This is a genomic window from Chloroflexus sp. MS-G (assembly GCF_000735195.1).
Classification (GTDB): Bacteria; Chloroflexota; Chloroflexia; order Chloroflexales; family Chloroflexaceae; genus Chloroflexus.
The window spans coordinates 1-26172 of record NZ_JPIM01000067.1 but is presented as its reverse complement, the minus strand read 5'-3'; the positions used below and the strand labels follow the sequence as shown (position 1 = coordinate 26172).

Here is a 26172-nt window from a genome sequence, read left to right as displayed (position 1 = left end):
GCCCCCACCATGGCGTGCTAATGCGCCAAACGATGGGTTCCACCCGTGCACTGCACCATACGGGCCAGCGGCCCGCGCTCCCAGGAGAAATGCGCACACGTTCACCCTCTGTTGTCTTGCCGATCATACCCGTCACTGCATGCATAGTGGGGGCAGGTTTCAAACCTGCCCCCACTATGGCGTGCTGATGCACCAAACGATGGGTTCCACCCGCACACTGCACCATGCGGGCCAGCGGCCCGCGCTCCCAGGTGAAATGCGCACACGTTCACCCGCTGTTGTCTTGCCGATCATACCCGTCACCGCATGCATAGAGGGGGCAGGTTTCAAACCTGCCCCCACTCCCCACCATGGCGTGCTAATTCGCCAAACGATGGGTTCCACCCGCGCACTGCACCATACGGGCCAGCGGCCCGCGCACTGCTGCCCCCCAACTCCCCGAATCACGACACCCCATCGTAATGACGCCCTGCCGGGTTCTCTGATGTAGACGTTGTGTGGACGCCTCTCCGGTAGAATGTGCACACTATACGTCTCTGCACCAGCGATACAGCGCGGCGCATCGTTATGTCCAAGCGAACCTGTGATGCACTGAAGGACTGCTCTTATCGTGAAGGGGTTTCTTGCAGATGACCACAGCTCAAACCCTCATCGTGGAGATTCACGGTATGAACTGAAAGGAACGCTAGTACTACAACGAGAGATGCGGATGGAACAAACTGGTGCGCATGCTGGTCGCCCATGAGCCGGGTGCGGCGTGGCCGCGTGGCAGCGTGGCGCACGAGCCAGGGCGCTGGGGGTTGACAATGTTGGGTGAGGTCAGTTACCAGGTGAACCTGCCGCTGATCGTAAGGTAAATACGCTCTGCCGGGGCAGCGGCGCCGCCGCACCCCGGCCCATACCGGCTCATTTCGCAGGCTTTTCTTGTGTGAGTGTCAGACGCCAACATATCACAATACGGAGGAAAACAATGCACGTGAACATCCGCTCCGCCAATCGCATCGGCGGTCTCCTGAGCGGGCCAATCGTGCTTGTTATCGGATTGGGAATCCTGTTTCTAGGATGGCAATGGCGCACCTTCACCCAGAATCAGATCGCCACGATGCTTCCGGCGGAGGGTAAGGTGGTCGAAGTCGTTTCGCGCACCAAAACATCCAGTGGTGAGCGCAAGACCTACTTCTATCCGGTCGTGGAGTTTCGCACGGCTGACGGGGAGAGTGTCCGCTTCGAGAGCAGCACGGGCAGCAATCCATCAGCGTACCGTGTCGGCGACGCGGTCAAAGTGCGCTACGACCCGCAAACGCCACAGTCGGCAGTGATCGATTCGTGGGAACTCTGGCTGCCGTCAAGCATCGTCATCGGGGTGGGAGGCTTTTTTGCGCTGATCGGCATCCTCGCCATTCTCAACGCGCTGGCGGTTCTGCTGAAATGGGGGGGATTGCTTGGATTACTCGGCATTATTCTGCTGCGGCGGAAACGTGGGTAGTGTTTACTGGGCTCGATCGGGAATGTATCTCGCGTCTACGTAGAAGGAGAACAGGACATGTGGGACTTTAGTCTTGGGAAGGCGTTTGGTTTAATGCTCCGTACGTTGCCGTTCATTGGCTTTCGTCTCGCTATCTACTTCGGTATCACGCTCGCGTATCTCATTGCTACCAGCGGTGGCGCTGGCATCGGCTACATGATCGGCAGCATCCTGCGGGATGCAGAAAGTGATCCTTCGGGAAGTGTTGCGTTCTGGGGAGGCCTGATCGGATTTGGTATCGTCTCGGGAGTGTTGTATTTCGCTCGTGAGTATCTGCTGTATATCGTCAAGGCAGGCCACATCGCGGTGCTCGTGCGCCTGATCGACGATCAGCCGATACCGGAGGGGACAGGACAAATCGGGTATGCTACCCAGATTGTCAAGTCTCGCTTCGCCGAAGCATCGGTGTTGTTTGGTATTGACCAGATCATTAAGAGCATCCTCCGCACCTTTAACGCAACCGTTCTAACCATCAGTAGCTTTCTCCCCATCCCCGGACTGACAAATGTGATGGAGTTTGTGACGTCCGTGATCAATTTCTCGCTTACTTACGTGGATGAAGCGATTCTCGCCTACATGATCCGCACCAACCCTGAGAATGCCTGGGCCGGCGCCCGCGACGGCGTGATATTCTACGCTCAAAACTACCGCATGATGCTCAAAAATGCGGTATTCCTCACCATTTTCGCTTGGATTGTGTCGTTTGTGATCTTTCTCGTCGTTCTCGCCCCGGTTGCCGCTCTCGTGAGTGTGATGCCAGGGCTGGGTGGTTTCTGGACGCTGATAATCGCTATTATCGCCGCGTATGCACTTAAAGCGGCACTCATTGATCCCTTTGCAATGACGTGTATCGTGCAGGTCTACTTCAAAGCTATTGAAGGACAGACGCCCAGCCCAGAGTGGGTTGAACGACTAAATTCGGTCGCAGCGCCGTTTCGTGAGCTGAGTGCAAAGGCTGCCGCCTTTGTGCCCGGTCCAGGCGGCGCATCTGTCTCGGTGACGAGGGTCAGATAGCGGATGACGCTGGTTTGTAGTTCACGAATGTGCACTAATTGGCCACCTCGGCGTATGTAACACGCTGGCAGTTTTGCGGGAAGCGGAAAGATTTATTACTCTGCTGTGATGGAAATGTGGGTAGTATCGCGGGTATTTCGCCTTCGGTCGTTTCACCACAGCCTGAGCACGTCGGTCGCATCGCTGAAACGAGATGGGCGAAAGTACCGCTTCCGCCCATCTTGTTGGTAGGAGGTGTTGGTTAAGGCGTTAGCGTCCCTCCACCGAAGTCATCAAATGCAGCGCCAGCCGTGTTGTGGAACCAGACCCCAATCCGTCCACCAGTATTGACATAACGATTTCTAGCCACCGTTCGAGTATCGGCAGCGCCTATTGACTCACAGCGTACAAAGACCTCTACCGTGCCGTCGGCCTTTGCCCATGCTCCAAGTGTATCACCAGGTTGAAGCACAGCGGGGAACGTTCCAACCGTCAGGAAACCCCGACCAGGAACGAGGGCCTCAACCACAACCTGCTGGTTAACTGCATCGTAACTCACTAGAATGGCTCCGTGTTGACCACGATTTCCGTTCACCTTCAACGCCAATGTGTGATGCCGACCAGAAGGGTTGATCGACGTCAAGCGCATGAAGGCTTCTTGATCTGGTCCGAAGACGGTCGGACGCCACCACGTCAGGCCGCCATTTTCGACAGTCACAACATTATTCACGATCCGATACTGATCGCTCTGTGTCGCTCCACTCCAGTTGCGGCCTAGCCTGCCATCGGCACGGTTGAATGTATCAAGGGGAGATGTAACCGGAAAGGGACTCACCTTGACCGTCACGGTCTGGGTTGGCTCAACATTACCGGCGCTGTCGCGGGCGAAGAAATCTACTGTGTACGTACCTTCACCACTGAGCGTCAATGGCCCACTGTACGGTTGGAAGGTGCCACCATTCACCCGGTAAGCAATTTCAACCGTTGTTGAACGATCATCAGTAGCAGTTAGCGCAACTGTCGCACTTCCGACATAACAATTACTCGGACACAGCGGATTTGTCGTCCCGCTAACGGTGGCGATCGTCGTAGGTGGTGTACCGTCAAGATCAAGACCGACAATCACCGGATCGTGATCCGAGGTGCGATAGAAATCCGGTGCATACAGGCTGCTAATCTGGCCTGGCGACTTGAAATTAGTGTTATAGTCGAGTATTGGCGGCTCGTCAGCGTTGATATGCCATTCAGCCACACCGGTCACCTGCGCACTGAGACTCGCCGTTGCCAGTGCATAATCGAGATACCCCCACTGGCCGTTGAAGACATACGAATAGGCATTCGCCCCTACAAAACGCTCGATTAAGTTCTCATACCCCTGCGTTTCAAGAGCGCGAATGGGATCCTCTTTCGCATAGCTATTCAGATCACCGATAATCAAGACATCGGGATCGTTCACGCCAGTTGGATCAGTTGCCAACCATGCAGCCAACGCATTCGCAGCATTGACACGAACAATATTGCAGTTGCCCTGTCCATCACTGGCATCAGGTATATCACAGGGGCTTCCTTTGCTCTTGAAATGGTTGACACTAACGACAAAGCGAGCACTGGTTGCGTTGATCGAAAAGGCCTGTGCCAGCGCTGCTCGATTCCGCGGTGTGCTATCACCGCCATTAACGAATGTGGCACTGTTGAGCACTGCCGTTCGCCCAACTGGCGTAACCAGGGCCGGCTGATAAATAATGCCAACCTTAATCGCATCATTGCCTAGTGCATCAACCTGACCGGTGGCGGCATCAACATCGATATATGTGTAGGTACCCGGTGTAGTTGCAGCATTAAGTCGGTTGACCAGATCGGCGATTGCACTTGTCGGACCGTAACCGTCATTCTCGACTTCAATCACTCCTAACACAGTCGGATTGAGCACAACAATGGCTGCTACCGTCTTGGCTGTTTGCCGCGCAAATTCAGTGGCATTCTCCGCGCCACGACAATTGGTGGGACCACCGGTCAGGCCGTTGGTACATCCGTTAAAGGTGTTAAAGTAGTTGAGCAGATTCATTCCGACTACAGTTATGCTGCCACCGACGTTAGGTGGTGCCGTTGGTTGGGGATTTTCTGCGACAAAGTTTGGTACCCCACCCCCCGGACTCAGGTCACTTAAATCACCGACCGGACGCACACGATAAGCATTCCCACTCGCTGCATTCCCTGACCAGGTGTATGTCATAACACCGATCAAACCGGTAACACTATCACCTCCACGCAGGGTATTAGTAGCGCTCAACGGATTACCGCCGCGGCCAAATAAAATCGGGTCAGGGTTCTGATTTTGCAAGTTATCATCAACAATAATCCGGTTAAGATCATTAGCCGCCTGTAACGCCTGAGCCAACGGTCCCGGTGGGTAGAGACTGGTTGGTTGATAGAGACGGTCCGCCGCCGACATCACGACCTGTCCAAAACGACCGAGCTGGAAATGTTCAGTTACGACCAACTTCATTGGGAAACGCACAAGCATCCCTTCAAAGCGCTCGAGATAGTCGGGATTTGGGAAAGGCATCACTACATCAGTTGGATCGAGGGTACCATTCCCAACAACCGTGATCTGAACTGCACTGATTTGGGTCTGACCTTGAAACTCACTAACCAATCCGCGCACCCGCACTATGTCGCCTAAACTGACATTGTTGTTGTTCCCGTTGAAGACGAATATGCCTTCCGAGGTCAGTGGATTGTCATCCTGATCGGCGACCTCCTCCTGAACATAAAATCCTCGTAGATTCGGAGTAGGACCTTCAAAATCGCCGATGACAATCCCTTCGATCAACACTTCCTCATTCACACAGGGCGAGATGTCGGTCGTTCCCTGAATGATGTGGATCAGCGTCAGATTGGGTACGTCTGGGCAATTTCCACTCATCGGCGGGGGCGTACTGCACGGGTTAGTAGGACTACTGCTGTTACGAGGATTTGGTGCCCCAATGCTGAAATCGCTCGCATTGTTATCGGTGTCAACACAACCATTCCCGTTACGGAATGCAGCCGTCGTATTGCTCAGAGAGGGTGCAGGGGCGCCTTCAAAGAAATTGGCATTTCCATAGCCAACCAGATCGATAATCAATGCCTGCTGTGCTGAAGAGCATGGCGTCGAACCGCCGTTGCATGCCAGGCCATTGGTACTGTTCACCAGGGCAAACTTGCCGGCCGAGGCACTGGCATTGATAGAACCACTTGCATCAGGTGTTGGCAACGGGCTACCGGTAGTCCCACCGGCTAACTGCACCAGATAATACTGACCAGGCGCTAATGATCCGCTTAACAGCACTATCGGATTACTGCCAAAGTTACCCGTTCCGGTTGCACTGGCATACTGGATCGACAGCCCGTTCAAACTGACGGTCGTCGTTCCTCGATTAAAAATCTCAACAAAATCATTCGTATACGGCGCACCACTGCTTCCACCACCACCGTACACCTGACTGATTACCAGGTCTGCACTGATCGCCCGCACAATCGGTACTGTGGTGCCGAACGGTATGAAGATACACGCAACGACAAGCAACACACTTACCCAGTGACGTGTCCAACGAAACATCTCAGGCATACTTCACCTCATTAGTTCACAAATACGTGTTCGCCAACCAGCAACAGCACTCTACGGTTAGAGAGGAGAGCAGGAGCAAGGTGAACCGCAATATTGAGTGGTCAGGTGTTGTTCATAATAAAAGGGGATTTTGAAGTCGATGTTAAGCGGAGGATATGAAACACATCCATTTGATGACAGTTTTTTCATTGGCAAGATGAGCGTTTTGTCAACCGGTGACCTCACCGATGCGGATCGGCAGCGCGTTTGGTTATGTTCTCAACGCTGCCCATTGCACGTTTCAGGTGCCCACAAACCACGCTTTGCGGCACGGGCGTCGGCTTCTGCTGCGCGAAAAATGGCCTGGTAGCGGTATGGAACGTTGTACGTGTATTCGTAAGCGTACCCCTGCCAGATTTGTTCCAGGTTCACCATCCGACCATCTTCGAGCCAGACGTAGCGCAACAGACGACCAAACCGGTCACGTGAATCTTGACTAGGGTCGTCTTCAAGGAGCACGGTTTTATTGTCGAGGAGAGCACGGGCATTGGCGGCCGCTTCTTTACCAAAGCATTCAACCGTTCGTCGTGGATCAACCGATTCAGGGGCGTTGATGCCGATCAATCGTACCCGCTCTTCGCGCCGATCAATACGGACGATAATGGTGTCACCATCAACGACTCGTACAACTTGTGCACGGGTGAGATCGTCGGGAAGTGGTGGATAGTCGGCAAAGGTTGTTGCCGATCTATCAGACCGGCTACAGCCACTGATAGCAAGGATGAGGATCAGGATGATGAAGATGCGTTGCTGCATAATCACTCAATGTTGCGGTAAGTCTGAACGTCTTTTTCCATATTGTACCCCATCTGTTTCTGCAGGTATCCAATTCTGCTAGCCGGTCGTTACACAACTGGCGGGTATTTTGAAAGACCTGCTCATCCCTCTAGCGAAATCACGCCAAAACGTGTATCCTGGAAGTGTCGAGAGCGGTTTATCGTGGAGGAGAAACGTGCATGCGACCACGTGAACACTTTGATCAGGAACTTGATGCCCTGCGTAAGCAGGTAGTGAGTTTGGGACAGGCGGTGAGTGAGGCACTTGCGAAAGCGATCACAGCGCTCGAACGGGGTGATCTCGAATTGGCACGATCAGTCGTCGGTAGTGACGCCGAGATTAATGAGGCGAAAAACGCTATTGAGCAACACGCTATTCAGCTCATTGCAACACAGCAACCAGTGGCTCGCGATTTGCGCCGGATTGTCGCGACCATGGCGATCAGTTATGAACTGGAACGAATCGCTGATTATGCTAAAAGTACTGCCAAAATGGTGGTCGGCAGCCCCGATCCCAATCGTGGGCCGTTGGTTGCACCGGCAGAGTTGGTTGCTCTCGGTAAGGTGGCGCGGGATAATCTCGAACGTACACTTCAGGCCCTAAGCAACGGCGACGCTGAGGCGATTAAGGATATTGTTGCTCGCGAAGATGCGATTGACCATGATTACAAACAGCTTAAGCGAGCTATGGTAGCACAACTGACCCCACCAGAGACAGCCGATCTGCTGTTTATCGCTCATAATTTCGAGCGAGTTTCGGATCGAGCGTTGAATATGGTCGAGAAGATCATTTTTATGACAAAAGGTGATCAGGTTGAGCTGAACGATTGATCCCGTCTGATAGCGCTCAGCTTACAAGAGTCGGATGAATGTCTTTAGCGTCTTATCCGAATATCCGTCTTACGGTGCAACGGATGTATCCCATCGATGGATGTAGGGGCGCAGCGCTGCACCCCTACCAATCTGCTGCTGCGACAGGAGATGTCGAAGAGGCGCTCCGTGACTATCGTCGTGGATCCTTGTCAGGGCGGAGCACCGCCTTACCGCTCCTCATGAATTATCTTGCATCCATTACCGAGGCTCATCCGTCGTGAGGTGATGATGGATGTTTCGGATAGGCGCTTAGAGCCTGGGCAAAAACCCGGTTTTCTCATCAGGCACGTATCGTACCCGCGCAATCATTGCGTGAGGGACTGCCGACATACTTTCGTGCCAGCCACACTACCTCCCCCCTTCCGCGCCCCGTATGGAAGAGGAAGGGGGCAAGAGGCGATGGTGAGGGGCGCCAGTTGTCCGCCAACATTCTCCTCATCCTACCCCTCCTGATCTTCTCCTGCAACAGGATATTTCGGATCGCTGCTTTACTGCTGTGACCCTTCCAGCCGCACAAACGTCACTACTGCGGTGATGCAGGCCACACCCAGGCCAAACCAGGCACTCAATTCAGCAATTCGGTTCTGTTCAGCCTCTGCGGCAAGGCGGAGTGCGCGCAGATTGGTATCGGCCAGGCCCATCACCCCTTGTTGCAACGCCTGTCGTGTCGCTTCGATAAGTGACTGTTGGTTGAGCAGTAACCAGGCTGCTCCAATTGCACGGGCGGAGAGGTACGCAATGACGCCGACCAGGGTACCGATCAGAAGTGCCAATAACAGCCGTACCAACCAGGCCTGCAACGTGTCGGAAGCGGAGTTATACGCAACCATCCTACTGTTCCCCCTCACCGGTTATGCGTTTCCGCGCTCGCTCTTTTGCGGCGCGCAATCTGGTCAGCGCATCTTCTGACTGAACCGGTGTTAATGGCGGTGGTGGCGAAGGTTGAGCAGGTGGCGGTTCGCTTGGCGGAAGCTGAACGTGCTCAGCAACCATCTGCTGCCGAGCCTGATCACGAGCGGCTCGCAAGCGACTGAGCACCGGATCGGGTGCTACTGACACTGATTCCCCAACTCGTAACATGCCGAGCGCACGAAAATCACTACGCCGAATCATCAATCGTCGCAATGCGATGTCAAACGGGAGCAAGATGAGCGCCAGCCAAAGCAGTGGTAGAGCAATCTCCTGAGCAGAGAAGACAGGGTTAAGACGCTCAAAGACTGCTGCTGGGTCGTTGATCAGTCGTCCATTTGTAGTTGTAGCCAGCTCATTGAGTAATCCTGGATTAGCTTGCGCGCTGCGGTATTCCGAAGAGTAGGGAACAACCATTCCGGCTGTCTCTTGCACAACTACCCGATCACCACTCATCCCGGCAATCTGTACCAGGTAGGTGCCGGGATTAGGGCTTTCCAACCGGGCCTGATACTGATTGGGTGCCACCTGAGTCAGTGGGATTTCGCGCCGTGAACCATCGCCGCCGATTAAGGTTGCAACCACATTCAAATCATTTTGCCCGCTGTCGGTCACCAGGCGGACAACCGTTTCACTACCGGTTACCGCTACCTCGGCCTTGACATTTTGCCCACCACGTGGGATAAGATCACCAACAAGCTGCGAAGCAAACCGCGGAAACCCATCCCACGTGATCCAGTCGTGCGCCCACTTACCCTTAGTGTCACTTAACCAGGCCGCACTACGCCCCAGCCCGAACTGCCAGGTCGCTAGGATCGGTTGTTGATCTTCAGTCGCCAGCACCAACTGGGCAGTGCTTTTCAGTGTGCTGCCGTTGTAACCGTACAACGGTGGTGTCGCATTAATACCGGCCAGGATCGGACTGCTACTGTAACGTACTGGAATAAATGGCTGTTCAACAATATAATTCCCGATCGTCGTAATTGTCTCTTGCACGAAGATTTGCGGTACGTCGGCCATATCCACTACCGGATAGTAACGTCCACCACCTTCGGCAGCCAGTTGCTGCAAATAGCTCGCCGAACCGCTCCCAGCAGCTACTGTCGTCAGGGTAATACCCTGTTCACGTAACCGCGCTGCTACGTCAAGTTGATCGCCGCCACCTCCCCAGCCATCGGTCAATAAGACAATATGCTTGATACGGGCATCAACCTGTTGTAGTACCTCTTCGGCTCGTAGCAGACCTGCCCGAATGTTGGTTGGCCCACGAGGTTCGATGCCAGCAATAGCATTCATAACCTGTTCGATTGTTGCCCCACGGGTGGTCGGAAACGCAGCAGACGCTGCCCCATCGAAGGTGACAATTCCAACCGTATCTTGTGGGCCAAGCAAGGCAACAGCTTGAGCAATCGCATCTTTGGCAATGTCGATCTTCCGTTCGCTTGAAGAGGATACCGGTGCACCACGGTCAGGATCGGCGCAATGACAGGCATCCATCGATCCTGACTTGTCAATGACAAAGACAATGGCCAGATCGGGACGTAGCTCTCGATTACGCACATCCATATACACCGGCAGCGCTTCTTCCACAGCAGTACGACCATACCCGCCAACACCGAAGCTGTTTTCGCCACCGATCATCAAAAGACCACGCCCTAGATCACGCACATAGCCGGGAATTGCTTGCATCAGGCCGACCGGTAGAGCACGCGCTGGGGTATTGACCAGCACCAGCGCATCGTAGGTGCTCAGATCGGCCAGTGTGCGCGGTGCTGCTTCAGGTGAGATCAACTCAGCGGTGATACCGGTGGCGGTGAGGGCCGTGACCAACGGTCGCGCATCGGCAGCTTCTCGTGCAATGAGCAAAATTCGCGGTGGCCCTTGCACCCGAATCAACGCGGCAGCTTCATTATTCTGAACTCGTCCATCATTTGCCGCTTCGACCTGCACCCGATACCGGCGAAAACCATTGCCTTCCACCGGCACCAGAAACTCTATTGGGGTGACACCTGGTGACAGCTCAAGCACGCGCTCTTCAACAATACCGGTGTCGTCAATGAGTCGGACGATCGCCGACTGACTGACATTGCTTTCGATATTAGCAACAATGACGGCCTCTTGACCATCACGGACACTGTTAGGAGCTTCGACACTGGCAACCAAAACTTCTGCATCGGTATTCACTAGCGTCAGATCAACAATGTCGATGGGAATGCCGCGACTGGCTGCCAGGCGCGCCGCATCAATTGCGCGCCCGCTATTCTCACCGCCATCAGAAAGCAACACCAGGCGTTTTTGGGTGTCAGCCGGGAAGAGCGCCATGCCGAGCTGAATGGCCGCTTCAATATTGGTGCGATGCGCAATTGGAATAGATGTAATGCGCCCTAGTCGTCGATCGCTGTCAGGGGAACGTTCGACCAGGGCGTTATCGCCAAACACAATGATTGCCGCCTGGTCATCGGTCGGCATAGACTGGAGTGCATCGCGAATAAATGCCTCTGCCTGTGCCCGTGTCGATGCGGGCATCGAATCGCTCCCATCTAGCAGAAATACGGTTGTCAGTCGATCAACCGGACGCACAAACTGGATGCCGGCAAATGCAAAGATCAGCATCACTGCCATCACAGTACGGACGGCAAGACTGGTCCAAAACCGTAACGGCGATAAACGACGCGGTGCAAACAGGGCGAGCACCACCATACCAACCGGCACGAGGAGCAACCAGAGGGCTTCAGGATAGATGAAAGAAATATACGGCATAGGCGGCACATCATTCTTGACTGACCAGATGTTTGTGTGATCATTGTACCGGTAACGAACGGTGATAGCAAGACAATATGACCTCTTTTTTGAGACGTCACGCCAACCGATGATGTTCCATCCAAGAAAAATAATAGCGCATCCGTTTTACGGATGCGCCGCACAGGATTGACAGAGGCAGACTAGGCGAGAACAGACTCGCTCTGCGGTTCAATCTCGATCTTCGCCCCAAGCACTTTCAAGAACTGCGCCAACCATGCTGGGTGAGCTGGCCAGGCCGGTGCTGTTACCAGGTTGCCATCGGTAATGGCTTGATCGGCAGGCAGTTCGTGGTATTCGGCCCCAATCAGCGGGAGGTCAGGGCCAACGGCCGCATACGCTGTGCAGCGACGCCCGTTGAGCACACCGGCAGCCGCCAAGACTTGCAGACCATGGCAAATTGCCGCCACTGGCTTGTTAGCAGTGAAGAAATGACGTGTAATTTCGAGCACACGTGGGTTAAGCCGAATGTATTCGGGTGCCCGTCCGCCAGGGATTACCAGCGCGTCGTACTCGTGTTCGTTTACATCGTCGAAATTCTGGTTAAGCGTGAAGTTGTGACCACGTTTCTCGCTGTACGTTTGATCACCTTCAAAATCGTGGACGGCAGTCCGAACAAATTCACCGGCTTTCTTGCCCGGACAGACAGCATGGACCTGATACCCAAGCGCAGCAAGGGCCTGAAACGGAACCATGACCTCATAGTCCTCTACGTAGTCGCCGACCAGAAAGAGGATCTTCTTTGCCATCGATATACCTCCTCTATGTCACATTGACTTCCTTGTCAGTGCATTGCATGGTGGGATGATTTCAGATTAGCACAGCTCACTCCAACTGTCAACACTGCCTGATCAAGGTCTGTCCGGAATACCCTGTCGCAGAATCGGTTGGGGCACAGCAGCGCTGTGCCCGTACATCGATCAGGTTTCATCCGCCGTATCGTGTTCAGATAGGCTCTTAATACCTGTACTACGGATGACACCTATACCGAAGCCGAAAGTGCCAGGAAGCCATCCTAATTCCCTATCACCGCCGTAATCTGTACGGGTGGTACGCTGGCAACCTGTTCGATCAGAACAGCCAGTGATCGTGGTTGAATGTGATACATCTGATCGGTAACAGGCAAGGGCTGATCTAAATCAGGTTGAGCAGTATCGATGATGACGTGCCAGCTTGCATCGTCTGGCCAATCAGGCAAGATAAATGGAACGGCCTCGTCGCCAGCGTTAATTAACACCAGCAGCACATCATCGCGCAGCGCGTTCCCGTGCTCATCGCGATCGTCAATCACAGCTCCATTCAGCAAAACCCCAATACAGCGCAACTCCGGCTGCTGCCAGAGTTCGGGGCCAACCTCTTGACCATCGGGGCTAAGCCATTCAACATCGTATTCGGCGTTCCCAAGATGACCGGTAAAAAAGCGACGACGGCGTAACACGGGGTGATTGCGTCGGAATGCGATGAGCCGCTGAGTAAACGCATGCAAAAGATCGGCTTCTGGATCAGAGCGCCAGTCAACCCAAGAGATGGGGTTATCCTGACAGTAGGCGTTGTTATTGCCTTGCTGAGTACGACCTCGTTCATCACCGGCCAGCAGCATCGGTGTACCCTGCGATAGGAAAAGGGTAGCAATGAAATTCATCATCTGCCGCAGCCGCAGTGCCTGAATTTCCGGATTGTCAGTAGGCCCTTCGACACCGCAGTTCCACGAATTATTGTGGTTATCACCATCACGATTGTCTTCACCGTTGGCTTCGTTGTGTTTCTCGTTGTATGAAACCAGATCACGGAGTGTAAACCCATCATGGGCCGTCACGAAGTTGATCGAATGGTACGGACGACGCCCATTGTGCTGATAGAGATCCATCGATCCCATAAAGCGTGAAGCGAACTCGGCTGCCTGACCAGGATCACCTTTCCAAAAGCGACGTACTGTGTCTCGATACCGACCATTCCACTCGGCCCACGGTGGCGGAAAGCGACCGACCCAATAGCCATCAAAACCGACATCCCATGGTTCGGCGATGAGCTTGACCCGCGAGAGGATAGGGTCTTGACGTACCATTGCCAGAAAAGGACTGGTCTGTTCAGAGCCGACCGGGCCACGGGTGAGTGTGCGGGCAAGATCAAACCGGAAGCCGTCAACGTGCATCTCGGTCACCCAATAGCGTAGCGAGTCGAGGACAAGCTGGAGTGTGCGGGGATGGTTTAGATCAAGACTGTTCCCAATTCCGGTATCATCGAGATAATACCGCGGCTGATCAGGCACTAACCGGTAGTAAGCAACATTATCGATCCCGCGAAAACTCAGGGTCGGACCAAGATGGTTCCCTTCGCCGGTGTGGTTGTACACTACATCAATAATGACTTCGATCCCGGCAGCATGTAAGGCTTTGACCATCGCTTTGAATTCATTGACCTGAGCCTGGGGATCAGATGTACTGGCGTACCGTGGTTCTGGACTAAAATAATTGATCGGCTGATACCCCCAGTAGTTCGTCAACCCACGGTCAGCGAGGAACTGGTCGGTGATGAATGCGTGTACCGGTAAAAGTTCAACGGCTGTCACACCGAGTTCTTTCAGATACGCAACAACTGCTGGCGATGCCAGACCGGCATAGGTGCCCCGCAACGGTTCTGGTACGTCGGGATGGAGTTTGGTAAAACCCTTGACGTGTAGTTCATAAATCACCGAGTTGGCCAGCGGCGTGTCGGGAGGTCGATCATCGCCCCAATCAAATCTAGGATCGATTACTACCGAACGGGGGACATACGGTGCACTGTCACGCTTGCCGATAGTGAGATCGCCATACGGACTATCAACCCGATACCCATAGTTCGCTTTGTCCCAGATCAGTTCGCCATAGAGTGCACGTGCATACGGATCGATGAGCAGCTTATACGGATTAAAGCGATGGCCCTGCTTGGGTAAGTAAGGTCCATGAACCCGATAGCCGTAGAGTTGTCCAGGCCGTAAACCAGGAATATACCCATGCCAGACATCGTCCGTCCGTTCAGGCAGCACGATACGTACTGCTTCGCGAGCTGCGGTAGGGCTATCGAACAGACATAACTCAACCCGGCTAGCGTGCGCAGAGAAGATGGCGAAATTCACGCCCTCGCCGTCCCACGTTGCCCCGAGTGGATATGGACGACCCGGCCAGATGTCGGAAATCTGCATAACAGAGCGCCTCCTGGAAAATGACAGGCAGCGAAATGTTGACTTTTGCATAGCCAACGATACGCTGCCTTGCGATAACGTTTCTGCGAAAAGATTCAGTTGAACAATTCGAGCAGTCTCTAAGTGTGCGTAGTTCGGAAATCAATCATCTTTACGTTCACGTGAACGGAACACGATCACGATTGGCGTGCCTTGAAATCCATACCGTTCACGCAGGCGATTTTCGAGATAGCGGGCATACGACCAGTGCACCAGATCACCATCGTTAGCAAAAAACAGAAAGACTGGTGGCTCAACCTGTGGTTGGACTGCATAGTACAACCGCAGATGAGCGCCTTTCTTCACGGCCATTGGTGGTTGCTGCAACATCACTTCGCGCAAGAAATTATTCAGCTCTCCGGTAGGTATGCGCTTCTGCCGTTGCGCGTACACCTCACGGGCATAGTCGAGCACATATGGCACTCGCTGGCCGGTTAGCGCCGAGACGAAAACAATCGGCGCATAATCAGCAAACTTAAACGCTTCACGCACCTGATCTTGAAATTCGTAATAGGTATGTGAATCTTTCTCGATAGCGTCCCACTTGTTCACTACCAGGATCAGACCCTTTTTCGCTTCAATGACCATGCCAGCAATGTGTGTATCCTGGGCAGTGACACCTTCGCTGGCATCGATGAGCAGTAGGGCCACATCACATCGCTCAATTGCCCGTAGGGTTCGTAACACACTATATTTTTCGATACCACGTTCAATCTTACCGGCCCGCCGGATCCCAGCCGTATCAATCAGGGTAATTGGTTCACCGTGGTACACAATCGTCGTATCGATCGGATCGCGGGTTGTTCCTGGAATTGGACTGACAACACTCCGCTCTTGACCCAGTAGCCGGTTCAACAGCGAGGACTTTCCGACGTTCGGACGACCAACAATGGCGACCCGTAGATGACGTTCTTCTGCTTGATCAAAGGTTTTGGGTGGGAAATACTCGGTCAGTCGGTCAAGCACATCACCGGTACCGAGACCGTGGAAGGCACTCATTGGGATCGGATCACCCAAATTGAGCGCGTAAAACTCGACCGCATCGAGCATGCGTTCCTGACTATCACACTTGTTGACGGCCAGCACAACCGGCTTTGAGGTAGTGCGGAGGATCGCTGCTACCTCGGCATCGGCAGAAGTCAAGCCATCACGTCCGTCAACCATAAAGATAATAGCGTCGGCCTCGGCAATCGCGTGTTCAGCCTGAGCACGAGTACGGCGACTGATCTCGGCTTCAGGTAACGTTGGGTCTTCACCCCCGAAAAGGATTCCGGCAGTATCTACCACTGTAAATTCGCGCCCATTCCAAAATGTATCCCCGTACAGACGGTCGCGTGTGGTACCGGGAATATCTTCAACAATTGCCCGCCGCTCGCCGATTAGGCGATTAAAGAACGTCGATTTACCAACGTTTGGGCGGCCAACAATGGCCACAATCGGTTTTGTCATAACTCCTCCTGGACGCTGACACTCGTGCGTCCTCTAGCTTTATTATAGTAGGGATTGCAAATGGAACTTTCAGAAGTGACAATGGTCACCACACAATGGAGCGAGGTATGATTGATGCACTGTTAGGTATTTTACTCTGCCAACTAGTCGGCGAAGTCGCGAGCCGTGGTCTTAGCCTGCCGGTACCAGGGCCGGTCGTTGGGATGTTACTCTTGTTTACCATTCTGCGCTGGCGAGGCCAGGTACCGGATCAGCTTCGAGCAACCGCTCAGACCATTCTGGATCATTTACCGCTCCTGTTCGTACCGGCCGGAGTCGGCGTGATCGTCCATTTACCGCTCCTGAACCGGGAAGGTCTGCCACTCCTGGCGACGATTGTGGTCTCGACGATGATCACCCTGTTGGTTACCGGCTTCACCATGCGCATCCTGCCCAAACGAAAGTGATAATTGATATGGACGAACGCATTTTCTCACTGTGGGTCTATCTGGCCCAAACGCCGTTACTCTGGCTAACGACGACGATTGCTGTATACCGACTCATGACGATCATCAGCCGACGGTTGGGGTCGCCGCCGTTGTTGAATCCGGTTTTATTGTCTATTGTGACAATTGTGATCATCCTGCTCGTTTCTGATACTCCCTACCCAACCTACTTTGACGGAGCGCAATTTGTACACTTTCTGCTAGGACCGGCAACGGTTGCCCTGGCTATTCCGCTTTACGAAGCTGAGCGAACGCTGCGCAGAATCTTCTGGCCAGCCCTTACCGGTTTGCTGATCGGTTCAATAACCGGCATAACGGCTGCGGTAGTGGTTGGCCGGCTCTTTGGTCTATCTGATATAACCCTGCGCTCACTTGTTCCAAAATCGATCACGACACCTATTGCGATGGGTGTGGCCGAACAACTCGGTGGATTACCATCGCTGACCGCAGTCATCGTGATTGTGACGGGCATGGTCGGCGCTTTGTTCGGTTGGGAACTGCTGGGTTTGATCGGCATCCACGACGATGGAGAACGGGGTTTCGCGCTTGGGCTGGCTTCTCACGGCCTGGGTACAGCACGTTCGTTGCAGTTTAGTAGCGTAGCCGGGGCACTGGCCGGACTGGCAATGGGCCTCAACGGAGCCGTAACGTCACTACTGGCCCCTCTCATCGTGCCCTGGCTAGGACTGTAGCAGGGTGTCATGATGAAACATCACCATCTTCTCCCCTTGCCTCAAAAGCAAGGGGAGAGTCCGGATTACTCACTGACGCTCCATCGTACCGTCTGGTAACCAGCGAATACGAACGCCGTTGATCTCCGTCCAGCCTTCGAGATCCTCTTCCTCTTCCTCCTGCGGGACGAGTACCGGGCCTCGATCCTGCGACCAGAGGATGAGTTCTTCGATTGTATACCATCCCGCTCGATAACGCACCTGATCGGCTGGATTAAGCCAGAAGCGAATCTGGCCATCCATCCATTGCCAGCGCTCGAGCGAGCGCCATTCCTTGCCCTGATCACTCAGGACGATCTTAACCTCCTCCAACATGCGCAGCAGTTCCGGTAATGACCGGGGTGTACTGTAGCGCAACTGGAGCAGGCGCTGATTAATAGCGTCCCGCAGTCGTTCGAGCTCAGGTACGCTCAAACTTTCCAGATCGAAGTCAGTCACTGCGGCTTCCTTTCCGGGATGTCGATCCGGTTTACAGCATGTATGCTCTTGCCGGCCCGCCTCGACACCCATAAACAGAATCTCTGGGATTTGGTAGCGCGCACTGCGGTGTGCGTTGGTTGCTAACCTTCCCCCCATATGTATCATACTCCAATTTTGTTACAGAATCCTTTCCACATAGGGGGTTGGCTGCGATTTTCTCTCACTGCAATAATAACGCAAGTTGGCCCGGTTGTGTTTCACCTGGCGACCGCTGGAGATAAAATTTCAGTTATTTTTCAGGTTGGGTTGCCAGCTCGAGCCTTTTGAGCAACCACATTGCTTCTTCAAAGGTGCGACCGCACATATCAGGATGCGGACGCAGGCTCACACATACTGCCGGTCGCTCTGGCTTGCCGTACAATGCACAACGATTGTCAGCAGTCAAGTGGACACAGCGCACGCCGGCTGGCTTACCGTTGGGCATACCAGGAATAGGTGATGAGATCGAGGGTGCAATGCAACAGGCGCCGCAACCGACTCGACACTCCATAGGCTATCTCCAGAGATAATCTGGTGGGCGGGTAGCGGGTGGGGTGCGATGACAGACCAGCGCAGTCGCACTGGTGTTATGGATTGTCTCCGTCTACCCGCTCGATCCGCAGACCACTAATAGTACGGCCACGTGCAGCCCAGCGTCGGTGATAGTGCGACTCGAAGACTGCCAGTTCAGCCGGTGAAGCCGGGATAGCACGCAGCGCAGGAAAAGCGGGCAAGAGTTCTCGCATCAGCGCAAAGAGGGCAGGATGGTCGGTAAGAAAGCTGAGATAACCACCGGGAACGAGGGTTCGAGCGGCACACGCCAGCATTTGTGGTGAGACGAGCAACTGATTGCGCTGGCGATTCCGCAGGAGTGGTGGCGGGAAATGCAAAATGATGGTAGATAACGCTGCATCGGGAATGCGCTGGTAGAGTAGTCGCGCATCGGCATGAATGAACAGGATATTTGTCAGCTCAAGTGCGACGGCACGTTCAACAGCACGGTAGAGCGGTTTCGCGACAATGTCGATGCCAACGAAGTATGTGGTCGGCTGTGCTGCTGCCAGAGCGCACAGGTATTCACCGGTAGCGCAACCAAATTCGAGGGTTAGGGGAGCGACACGACCAAACAACCCTTCGGCGCTGAGTGGTGGAAAGCGCTCTGGCGTATGGTACAGTTCATGCGCCGGCCACGAACGGTAGTAACGGGCTGCAATCTCAGGTGGCGGCGCAGTAACGTGTAAGCGTGCAGGATAGCGTCCTCTGCCCATAGCTTCCGATTCCGCTTATAAAGAATGAATGTCAGGAGAATTATATCGCGTCTGTACGGGAAGGGCTTGCAACGTTTTCCATTTTGAATGTAATGCACATCCGCAGAGCGATCCCCGCTCTGGGCCGTTGCCTTATCTGGAAACGCCAGCTTCCGGCCCACACTGCGATGCGTGGGTAGAATGAGGTTCCAGTTTCTTCTCTATCATCACTTGTCGGCGCCGGAAAAAACCTTGCAAAGCCCTGCCAGGTAACAGACGGGGTGCGCCGTGAGCACGAAACCTCACGCAGCCAGGCGCAGCAGTGCCAATGCTATCACCGTTGCCCAGGCCAGTACCTTAAACTCACCAGCATACAATGCTCTACGCACGTTGTCAGCCGATAGGAGAACCAGTTCTTGCGCCTCTAGATCGTCACTCTCGCCTTTACCAACAAACCTGGCCTGACGGGCCAAGAAGAGGTGAGCGATGCCAGCTCCCCGGTTGCCATCGACCGCATATCTTCCTAGCGCTTCCCATTCGGTGGCGACGTAGCCACTCTCTTCCTGCAATTCACGCTGTGCCGCTTGCAGTGGATCTTCGCCTGGTTCGAGATACCCACCCACCGGCGCTAGTGACAGACCTTCGACCGCATATTTCTCTTGTCTGAAGAGCACGAACTGCTGATCAACCGTGATCGCTGCCACATTGACATACTCCGGCGTGATCACCCATTGCCAGTTCGGAATTTCGCGGCCATCAGGCAAGACAAGATGATGCCGTTCAACCGTTAAAAATGGTGGTTGATGCAGCAATACTTCTCGCTCAAGAAGTTTCCATGCTGGCATGTGTTACTCCATTCTGTGCTTCCCAGCGCGGTAAGATGAACCGCATGCACGTTCCCCCGGCCTGATTGGCATCGATGCGAACTTGCCCACCATGAACACGTGCGGTCTGACGGGCAATAATCAGTTCAAGCGCATGCGCTCGTTGTATTTGTGCCGAAATTGCCTGTAAGTCGGTACTTGGTGGCAGAGCTGGATCGGTTACCTCGATCCAGACATAGTGTTCGTCAGCCGCACCACCGATCTGAATAATGCCGCCATCTGGTAATGACCGCACGGCTGATATGATGAGATTCTTTAGGGCAGTATAGATCAATCCACTTGCACCGGCTGCCGGTGGCAAGTCAGGAATACTCGTCTCAAGCTGTATGTTTCCCAGTAGGGAGAGTTCTCGTTTGGCCTCAGCTACTGCGGCCAAAGCGACGGTTGTCATATTTACCGGTTGGATAACGGTATGTTCAACTTGGGTAAAACGCTGCAAGCGACGTGCGCTACCGGCGCTAATCTCGGCTGCCGTTTCAATCATCTGGAGATCGAAGAGCTGATCCTCTCCGACATCAAGTTCAAGCAATTGCGCACGCCCCAAAATGACCGTCATCAAATTATTGATGTCGTGCGCGACACCCGCAGCCGCTAGCCCGACAACCTGAAGCTGCATGATGGCCGGATGGGTAATTGCCAGGGCCAACTCGATAAAATGAAGCTCATCGTGCCAAAAAGGGTAAGAACGTCCGTACCGATCACTCTCTTTGCCAAAGGTGTAGGGAAGCGTAATCGGTGTGTCGGTTGTAGATTGCGGGACGAGATTCAAACTGCGCAGTAATACTTCACTGAGCAGCGCCTGCCGTTCTTCCCCAGCAGCGTACCGCACTCTAAGTTGCTCGAGCAGATGCTGCCAGATCGTCTGCCGTATCGCCATACGGCGAATATAAACTCCTTCGACTAACGATGCCAAGCCCTCAAGGAGGGTTGACGATACCGACCATTCGTCTGGCAAGACCAGCCCCCCAACCACACGGCCACGCACGTTGAACGGCACCCAAGAACCCTGAACGGAGGTCAAGGTTTCAAAGGCCGGTGTCTCGGTGAGCGGCATTGCCGTTGGCGGTAACGGCCAGATCGGCGTTGGCCGGACAGATCGATGATGCACTAGCCAGGCAGTAGGACCGATAATCAGCCAGGTGGTCACTGGTACGAAAGAAGCTAAGGCATGACACAACTCTCGTTCAGTTACCGTCAGTGGCGAAAGATGAGCGAGACCAACCGAGCGGTTAGCCGCTGAACTATCAGTACATTGATTCATAAAAACGAAAATCGGCACGTTTATTATTCACTACGGCTAAATGCCATACGTCGCAACCCGCGCAATCGCTGCACAACGAAAACTACAGCAGCAATGACCAGCACAATCAGGACCAGTTTTTGGTACTGATCAACAATTTCAATCACGAACTCCCAGTTGGCGCCAAGAATAACACCCCCAACCGTAAGCAGAGATGTCCAGATCGTCGAACCGATGGTTGTAAAGAGCAGAAATCGGCCAAGCGGCATCCGGTTCATGCCAGCCGGTAATGAGATCAGACTGCGAATGATCGGAATAACCCGACCCCCAAGCACAATAATATCGCCGTGGGTGGTAAAGGCATTGAGTGCCTTATCGAGGTCTTGCTCGGATAGCAGGAAAAAACGGCCATAATGACGGAAGAAGGGTCGCACCAATGGTTCACCGGCCAGCATCCCGATGTAGTAGAGAATAATCGCTCCTAGAACCGATCCTAGCGTCCCAGCAGCAATTGCCAGCACCAGGTTCATTTCACCGCGCCCAACCAGAAAACCGGCGAACGGCATTACCAGCTCTGACGGAATAGGTGGAAAGAGGTTTTCTGCCATCATTACCAGTGTAATGCCTGGATAGCCAATTGCCAGAATGATACTTTCAATCCAGAGTCCGAGTTGTTCCAGTATTTGCCCCATGTAGTCTTTCTCCGTGTAGGGTAGTATCCGGTGCATCGATCCTGCACTGTTTGGTATGGTAGAGGATAGATACAGCGGCGTCAAGTCTGGAAAGTGAAAAATAGAGATGTTCGACATGTTCATCCCAACCAACAGTGAAATGTCGGTGCGTATGCTTCAGATTCGTTATCGGGGCGTTGTTGAGTATCACGATATACGAGACGGATTACCCGTATAATTGCGATACAGAGACCACAGGGAGAACACTGCATAAGATAGCTCCCGACAATACAGGTAGCGACAGAAATCACTCGTGCCGAGGTCAGTATGAATCACAGGCAGCGTTCGCCTCGTTTTTGCCCCCATTGTGGGAGCATGCTCCCAGAAGGAAACCCACGCTTTTGTATCGAATGCGGTCACCGCCTGAGTGACGTAGTTCAGCCGGAAGCTGTACCCCAACCAGCGGCAGGAGGGCAGGTTACCGTTCGTCTGCCCAATGCACGTGTTGAACAGAGTGTCATTGGCGGCACGATCAAATTGCCTTCCTCGGGTGCCATTCCGCCGGGCATGTGGGTGCTCGATGAACCACCCGGTCCACAAACCGTTGTCGCCATTTATGCCCCCTTACGAGCAGTTGTCGGCGGTTGGAGCGGGTTGAGCGGTCATGGCTGGCGCCGTGGTGATCGCTCTGCGCTGCGCGATTCACGAATGGCGTATACCTTCACCGCCGAGCGAGTCTGGTTCCCTGCTCCGGGGTGTGGTGGTGGTATACGCCTGCACATTACTATTGCCGCGATTGCTGAATCCGCAGAGGGGCGTAGTCGGCTTGGCTTTCGCTACCGTGAAAGGGACGATCCTCCGATGCAGGTTATCCATGCTGAATGGCGCAACCAGGATGGCGAACCAGTTCAGCATCCAATTCCAGAGATACAGATCATGGCGCCACCCCGAATTCCGCGCGTCTCCGACCTTCGGGAGGTGATCAGGCGTATGCGCGCTGATGAAGCCAGGCGCTGGCTAACCGGTAGTGCAACGCAGGGAACGTACCGCCTCCTTGGTGGTGATGTCCAACAACGTACGCCAGCCGGCAGAGGTCTCGTCCTGGTTGAAGTTGAAGAGACAGCGCGGCAAGGTTGGTTGCAACGCTTGTTTGCTCTTACCCCCAATCACTATCGGGCGCGCATCGAACAACCGCTCACCGTGGCATTTGACCAATGGCGGCACCAGGTAAATCAGATGAAACAGGAAGCAGCGAGTTTAGGGCTTGATATGGAGACCGATGTAGTGGTTGAGTGGTGGTTAGATCGGTACAATTACGATGGAGTGATCTTCACGAATGCCCGCCAGCGCTATCAGTACGATCGGGTTGTGGTTGTGTTTCGTCGCAGCCAGTTGGTACAGGTAAGACGTTAATTCTGTTCACGCATGATCGCTGTTTGCAAGTAGTTCTACAACGACCAGTAATCGTTCAGGCCACTGAGGACCGAGGATGCGCCGATTGAGGCGAATGGATTGCGGACCAAACGTTATTGACGCATCACGAGGGAGCCGTCGTCGTAATCGGTCACGGATTGCCGGTGCGAGGGGTGTCGCCATACGGATGAGAAAGATGTCGCCTTCGGTCGTAATTGAGACCACGCCAGCCTGTAGGGCCAGTAACCGAATCTGCAACCAGAGAATAAGGTGCAGCACCGGATCGGGCAGGGGCGCGCCAAAACGGTCGATCAATTCCTGACGCAAACCACGAACTTCAGCGATAGTTGTGGCGTCAACCATGCGCTGATACACTGCCAGGCGTACTGTTTCATCGGGAATATACTCCGGTGGCAGATAGGCCGTGAGTGGCAGATCAATGGTCACCAGCGGCGCAACGAGAACTCGTTCGGAAACCGTTGGTGCCCGTAGACTCTCGGTTATTGTTGTCGGTACTCCCTGCACTGTCCCTGCATGCTGTTCGGTCAACGCATCAACCTCTTGTTTCAGCTTCTGCACCGCTTGTTCGAGCAGGCGTGAATAGAGATCAAACCCAACGGCAGCAATATGACCGGATTGCTCGGCGCCGAGAAGATTTCCGGCGCCACGGATTTCGAGATCACGCATTGCGATACGAAAGCCTGCCCCTAATTCAGTGGCTTCTTGAATTGCTTCCAGCCGTAGACGGGCATCGGCAGAGAGTGGTCGGGTCGGATTGTAGAGCAGGTAAGCATACGCACGAGTCGCACCCCGCCCAACCCGGCCTCGCAACTGGTAGAGTTGGGCCAAGCCGTAATTAGTTGCATCATCAATGATGATCGTATTCGCATTCGGAACGTCAAGACCGCTCTCGATAATGGTGGTGCATACTAATACATCGTAGCGCCCCTCGAAGAAATCCATCATCACCTGCTCGAGTTCGCGTTCGGCAAGTTGACCATGCCCGACCGCAATCCGCGCTTCTGGTACCAGCCGCCGTAACCGTTCGGCAACGTGATAAATGCTCTGCACCCGATTGTGGACGACATAGACCTGCCCTTCGCGTTCGAGTTCACGCCGGATAACTTCCTGGATAAGATGATCATCCGCCGGAACAACGTATGTTTTTATTGGAATACGATCTTCGGGTGGGGTATCAATCACACTCAAATCGCGAATGCCGGCGAGCGCCATGTGCAGCGTGCGCGGGATGGGTGTCGCCGTGAGGGTTAGTACGTCGACCTCGGTGCGTAACAGTTTTAGCCGTTCTTTATGGCGTACCCCAAAACGCTGTTCTTCATCAATAATTACCAGACCGAGATTACGGAAGACCACATCGTTAGAGAGCAGGCGATGGGTTCCGATGATAATGTCAATCTTCCCCCGCGCCAGATCGCGCACAATCGCCTCTTGTTCTTTCGGCGTGCGAAAGCGTGAGAGCATCTCGACAGTTACCGGGAAGGCGGCCATGCGTTTGCGAAAGGTGTCGAAATGTTGCTGCGCTAGCACTGTGGTCGGCACCAGAATTGCCACCTGCTTGCCATCCTGGACAGCTTTGAAGGCAGCCCGTAGCGCAACTTCGGTCTTGCCAAAGCCGACATCGCCGCAAACCAACCGATCCATCGGGGTTGGTTTTTCCATATCGGCCTTCACCTCGGCAATGGCCCGCAGTTGGTCTTCAGTTTCAAGATAAGGAAAACTGGCTTCCAGCTCGCGCTGCCACTCGTTGTCAGGAGCGAAGGCATAACCGGAGGTAAGTTGGCGTTGGGCGTAGAGTCGTAGCAGTTCTTCAGCCAGATTCTGTACAGCGGCTCGCACCTTGCGCTTGGTACGTTCCCAATCTTGCGTACCGAGACGGGTGAGCGTTGGTGGACTATCACCGGCGCCGATATAACGGGTGACGCGATCTATCTGATCAACCGGCACGTAAATCTTGTCTTCGCCAGCGTAGCGTAAGACCAGATATTCCCGCTCAACTTCACCAACTGTACGCCGGATCATGCCGTCGAAGATCGCGATCCCGTGTTCGATATGCACCACATAATCGCCGGGTTTCAGTGCCCGCAGAAACGCTGTACGATCAGCGGTACTGCTTTTGGGTCGCCGCTCGCGCAATGACCGACGCTGCCGAGTACCAAAAATCTCGCTGTCGGTTAGTAATGTCAGATTGAGGTCGGCAAGTGTAAAACCGGCTTCTAATCCGCCGTAAATTGGCACAAAGCGTCCCAGTGGCGTTTTATCCCTCAATCGTTCACTGACCAACTCCTGTAAGCGGGCTGCCTGCGTTGTGACGGTAATAACCAGCTCACCAGCATCGACTTGCTGAGCAATCGTATCAATGAGACGGCGCAACTGCCCACCATACAGCGGTGCGACCCCGAACGATGGTGGTGTGAGCGCGTATGGATACTCATTGTGACTGAGATCGGCGATCACCAGTCTAGACGAATCGCTTAAACCTAACTCGTTCCACTGCAAATAAGGACGTGGAAAATCAGGCGGCAGTTCACCAAGCGCTTGTAGTTGCGAGCGATAATTTGCCGCCTGAGCATCAATCTCTGCGGCGTGCTGCGCGAGCAGATGACCTTCCGCCAGGGCCACCAGACTCCCGGCGGGAAGATAATCTAACAGCGTGGCCGGCTGCGTGTAAAAGAAAGGGGCGTAAAACGCACGACCTTCAAAACGTTGACCGCTGGCGAGCTGCTCACGCGCAATCGCCCATTCTTCGCGCACTTCACGCCGCAGCATGCTCAAATCGAGCAGATCGATCTGGCGCAATGCCGCTTCACGTCGCCAGAACGGTATCTCGT

Annotated in this window: 21 protein-coding genes; 7 read left to right on the top strand and 14 right to left on the bottom strand. The window is 54.1% G+C overall.

The features are described from left to right. The first annotated feature begins 722 nt into the window (after positions 1-722). The 3 genes from JE47_RS22430 (at position 723) to JE47_RS0112865 (ending at position 2539) form a co-directional block, all read left to right on the top strand. Positions 723-857, top strand: coding sequence for a hypothetical protein (locus JE47_RS22430; RefSeq protein WP_269077999.1), 135 nt, complete (start codon positions 723-725; stop codon positions 855-857). 113 nt (positions 858-970) lie between these two features. Beyond that, complete coding sequence (locus JE47_RS0112870; protein WP_031460159.1) at positions 971-1486, top strand: DUF3592 domain-containing protein; 516 nt, start codon at positions 971-973, stop codon at positions 1484-1486. A 57-nt stretch (positions 1487-1543) separates the two neighbouring features. Further along, positions 1544-2539: a hypothetical protein gene (locus JE47_RS0112865; RefSeq protein WP_031460158.1), complete on the top strand. Its 996-nt coding sequence runs from the start codon at positions 1544-1546 to the stop codon at positions 2537-2539. Between the two features lie 241 nt (positions 2540-2780). Here JE47_RS0112865 and JE47_RS0112860 read toward each other — a convergent pair whose 3' ends face one another. Together JE47_RS0112860 and JE47_RS0112855 are read right to left on the bottom strand one after the other, a co-directional pair. Then, complete coding sequence (locus JE47_RS0112860; RefSeq protein ID WP_031460157.1) at positions 2781-6128, bottom strand: ExeM/NucH family extracellular endonuclease; 3348 nt, start codon at positions 6126-6128, stop codon at positions 2781-2783. A gap of 258 nt (positions 6129-6386) precedes the next feature. Beyond that, the gene (locus tag JE47_RS0112855; protein ID WP_031460156.1) at positions 6387-6923 is read right to left on the bottom strand and encodes a thermonuclease family protein; all 537 of its coding nucleotides are present in this window, start codon (positions 6921-6923) and stop codon (positions 6387-6389) included. Positions 6924-7123: 200 nt separating this feature from the next. On the opposite strand from JE47_RS0112855, the gene phoU reads away from it, so the two are divergent. Beyond that, positions 7124-7774, top strand: coding sequence for a phosphate signaling complex protein PhoU (gene phoU, locus JE47_RS0112850; RefSeq protein ID WP_031460155.1), 651 nt, complete (start codon positions 7124-7126; stop codon positions 7772-7774). 530 nt (positions 7775-8304) lie between these two features. On the opposite strand, the gene JE47_RS0112845 is transcribed toward phoU, so the two are convergent. The 5 genes from JE47_RS0112845 to der all read right to left on the bottom strand — a co-directional run bounded on the left by JE47_RS0112845 (position 8305) and on the right by der (position 16193). Beyond that, entirely contained in the window at positions 8305-8646 is a 342-nt protein-coding gene (locus JE47_RS0112845) for a hypothetical protein (RefSeq protein WP_031460154.1), read from the bottom strand. Position 8647: 1 nt separating this feature from the next. After that, positions 8648-11485: a VWA domain-containing protein gene (locus JE47_RS0112840; RefSeq protein WP_031460153.1), complete on the bottom strand. Its 2838-nt coding sequence runs from the start codon at positions 11483-11485 to the stop codon at positions 8648-8650. 182 nt (positions 11486-11667) lie between these two features. Continuing rightward, positions 11668-12273 (bottom strand): DJ-1/PfpI family protein, encoded by a 606-nt coding sequence (locus JE47_RS0112835; protein ID WP_031460152.1) that lies wholly within the window; start codon positions 12271-12273, stop codon positions 11668-11670. A gap of 266 nt (positions 12274-12539) precedes the next feature. After that, positions 12540-14705: a glycogen debranching protein GlgX gene (gene glgX / locus JE47_RS0112830; RefSeq protein WP_031460151.1), complete on the bottom strand. Its 2166-nt coding sequence runs from the start codon at positions 14703-14705 to the stop codon at positions 12540-12542. Between the two features lie 141 nt (positions 14706-14846). Next, positions 14847-16193 carry a ribosome biogenesis GTPase Der gene (gene der, locus JE47_RS0112825; protein WP_031460150.1) on the bottom strand — a complete coding sequence of 449 codons (1347 nt, stop codon included), beginning with the start codon at positions 16191-16193 and terminating at the stop codon, positions 14847-14849. 107 nt (positions 16194-16300) lie between these two features. Between der and JE47_RS0112820 the strand changes: the two genes are divergently transcribed. Continuing rightward, on the top strand, positions 16301-16639 hold the full coding sequence (locus JE47_RS0112820; RefSeq protein WP_031460149.1) for a CidA/LrgA family protein: 339 nt from the start codon (positions 16301-16303) through the stop codon (positions 16637-16639). 8 nt (positions 16640-16647) lie between these two features. Further along, on the top strand, positions 16648-17370 hold the full coding sequence (locus tag JE47_RS0112815; protein WP_031460148.1) for an LrgB family protein: 723 nt from the start codon (positions 16648-16650) through the stop codon (positions 17368-17370). Positions 17371-17439: 69 nt separating this feature from the next. Here JE47_RS0112815 and JE47_RS0112810 read toward each other — a convergent pair whose 3' ends face one another. The 6 genes from JE47_RS0112810 to JE47_RS0112785 all read right to left on the bottom strand — a co-directional run bounded on the left by JE47_RS0112810 (position 17440) and on the right by JE47_RS0112785 (position 21931). After that, positions 17440-17847 (bottom strand): hypothetical protein, encoded by a 408-nt coding sequence (locus JE47_RS0112810; RefSeq protein ID WP_031460147.1) that lies wholly within the window; start codon positions 17845-17847, stop codon positions 17440-17442. Between the two features lie 271 nt (positions 17848-18118). Beyond that, entirely contained in the window at positions 18119-18379 is a 261-nt protein-coding gene (locus JE47_RS0112805) for a YkgJ family cysteine cluster protein (RefSeq protein ID WP_031460146.1), read from the bottom strand. A gap of 76 nt (positions 18380-18455) precedes the next feature. Beyond that, positions 18456-19136, bottom strand: coding sequence for a tRNA (guanine(46)-N(7))-methyltransferase TrmB (gene trmB / locus JE47_RS0112800; RefSeq protein ID WP_031460145.1), 681 nt, complete (start codon positions 19134-19136; stop codon positions 18456-18458). Between the two features lie 281 nt (positions 19137-19417). Further along, the gene (locus tag JE47_RS0112795; RefSeq protein ID WP_031460144.1) at positions 19418-19960 is read right to left on the bottom strand and encodes an NUDIX hydrolase; all 543 of its coding nucleotides are present in this window, start codon (positions 19958-19960) and stop codon (positions 19418-19420) included. Further along, complete coding sequence (locus JE47_RS0112790) at positions 19938-21260, bottom strand: sensor histidine kinase (RefSeq protein ID WP_031460143.1); 1323 nt, start codon at positions 21258-21260, stop codon at positions 19938-19940. The genes JE47_RS0112795 and JE47_RS0112790 overlap by 23 nt, the downstream gene beginning before the upstream one ends. A 23-nt stretch (positions 21261-21283) precedes the next feature. Beyond that, complete coding sequence (locus JE47_RS0112785; protein WP_031460142.1) at positions 21284-21931, bottom strand: DedA family protein; 648 nt, start codon at positions 21929-21931, stop codon at positions 21284-21286. A 354-nt stretch (positions 21932-22285) separates the two neighbouring features. Here JE47_RS0112785 and JE47_RS0112780 point away from each other — a divergent pair, with 354 nt between their 5' ends. Further along, complete coding sequence (locus JE47_RS0112780; RefSeq protein WP_236631233.1) at positions 22286-23323, top strand: zinc ribbon domain-containing protein; 1038 nt, start codon at positions 22286-22288, stop codon at positions 23321-23323. A gap of 6 nt (positions 23324-23329) precedes the next feature. Here the strand turns inward: JE47_RS0112780 and mfd are convergent. Then, positions 23330-26172 (bottom strand): transcription-repair coupling factor (mfd, locus tag JE47_RS0112775; protein WP_035419446.1); only part of this gene is annotated, 2843 nt, incomplete at its 5' end.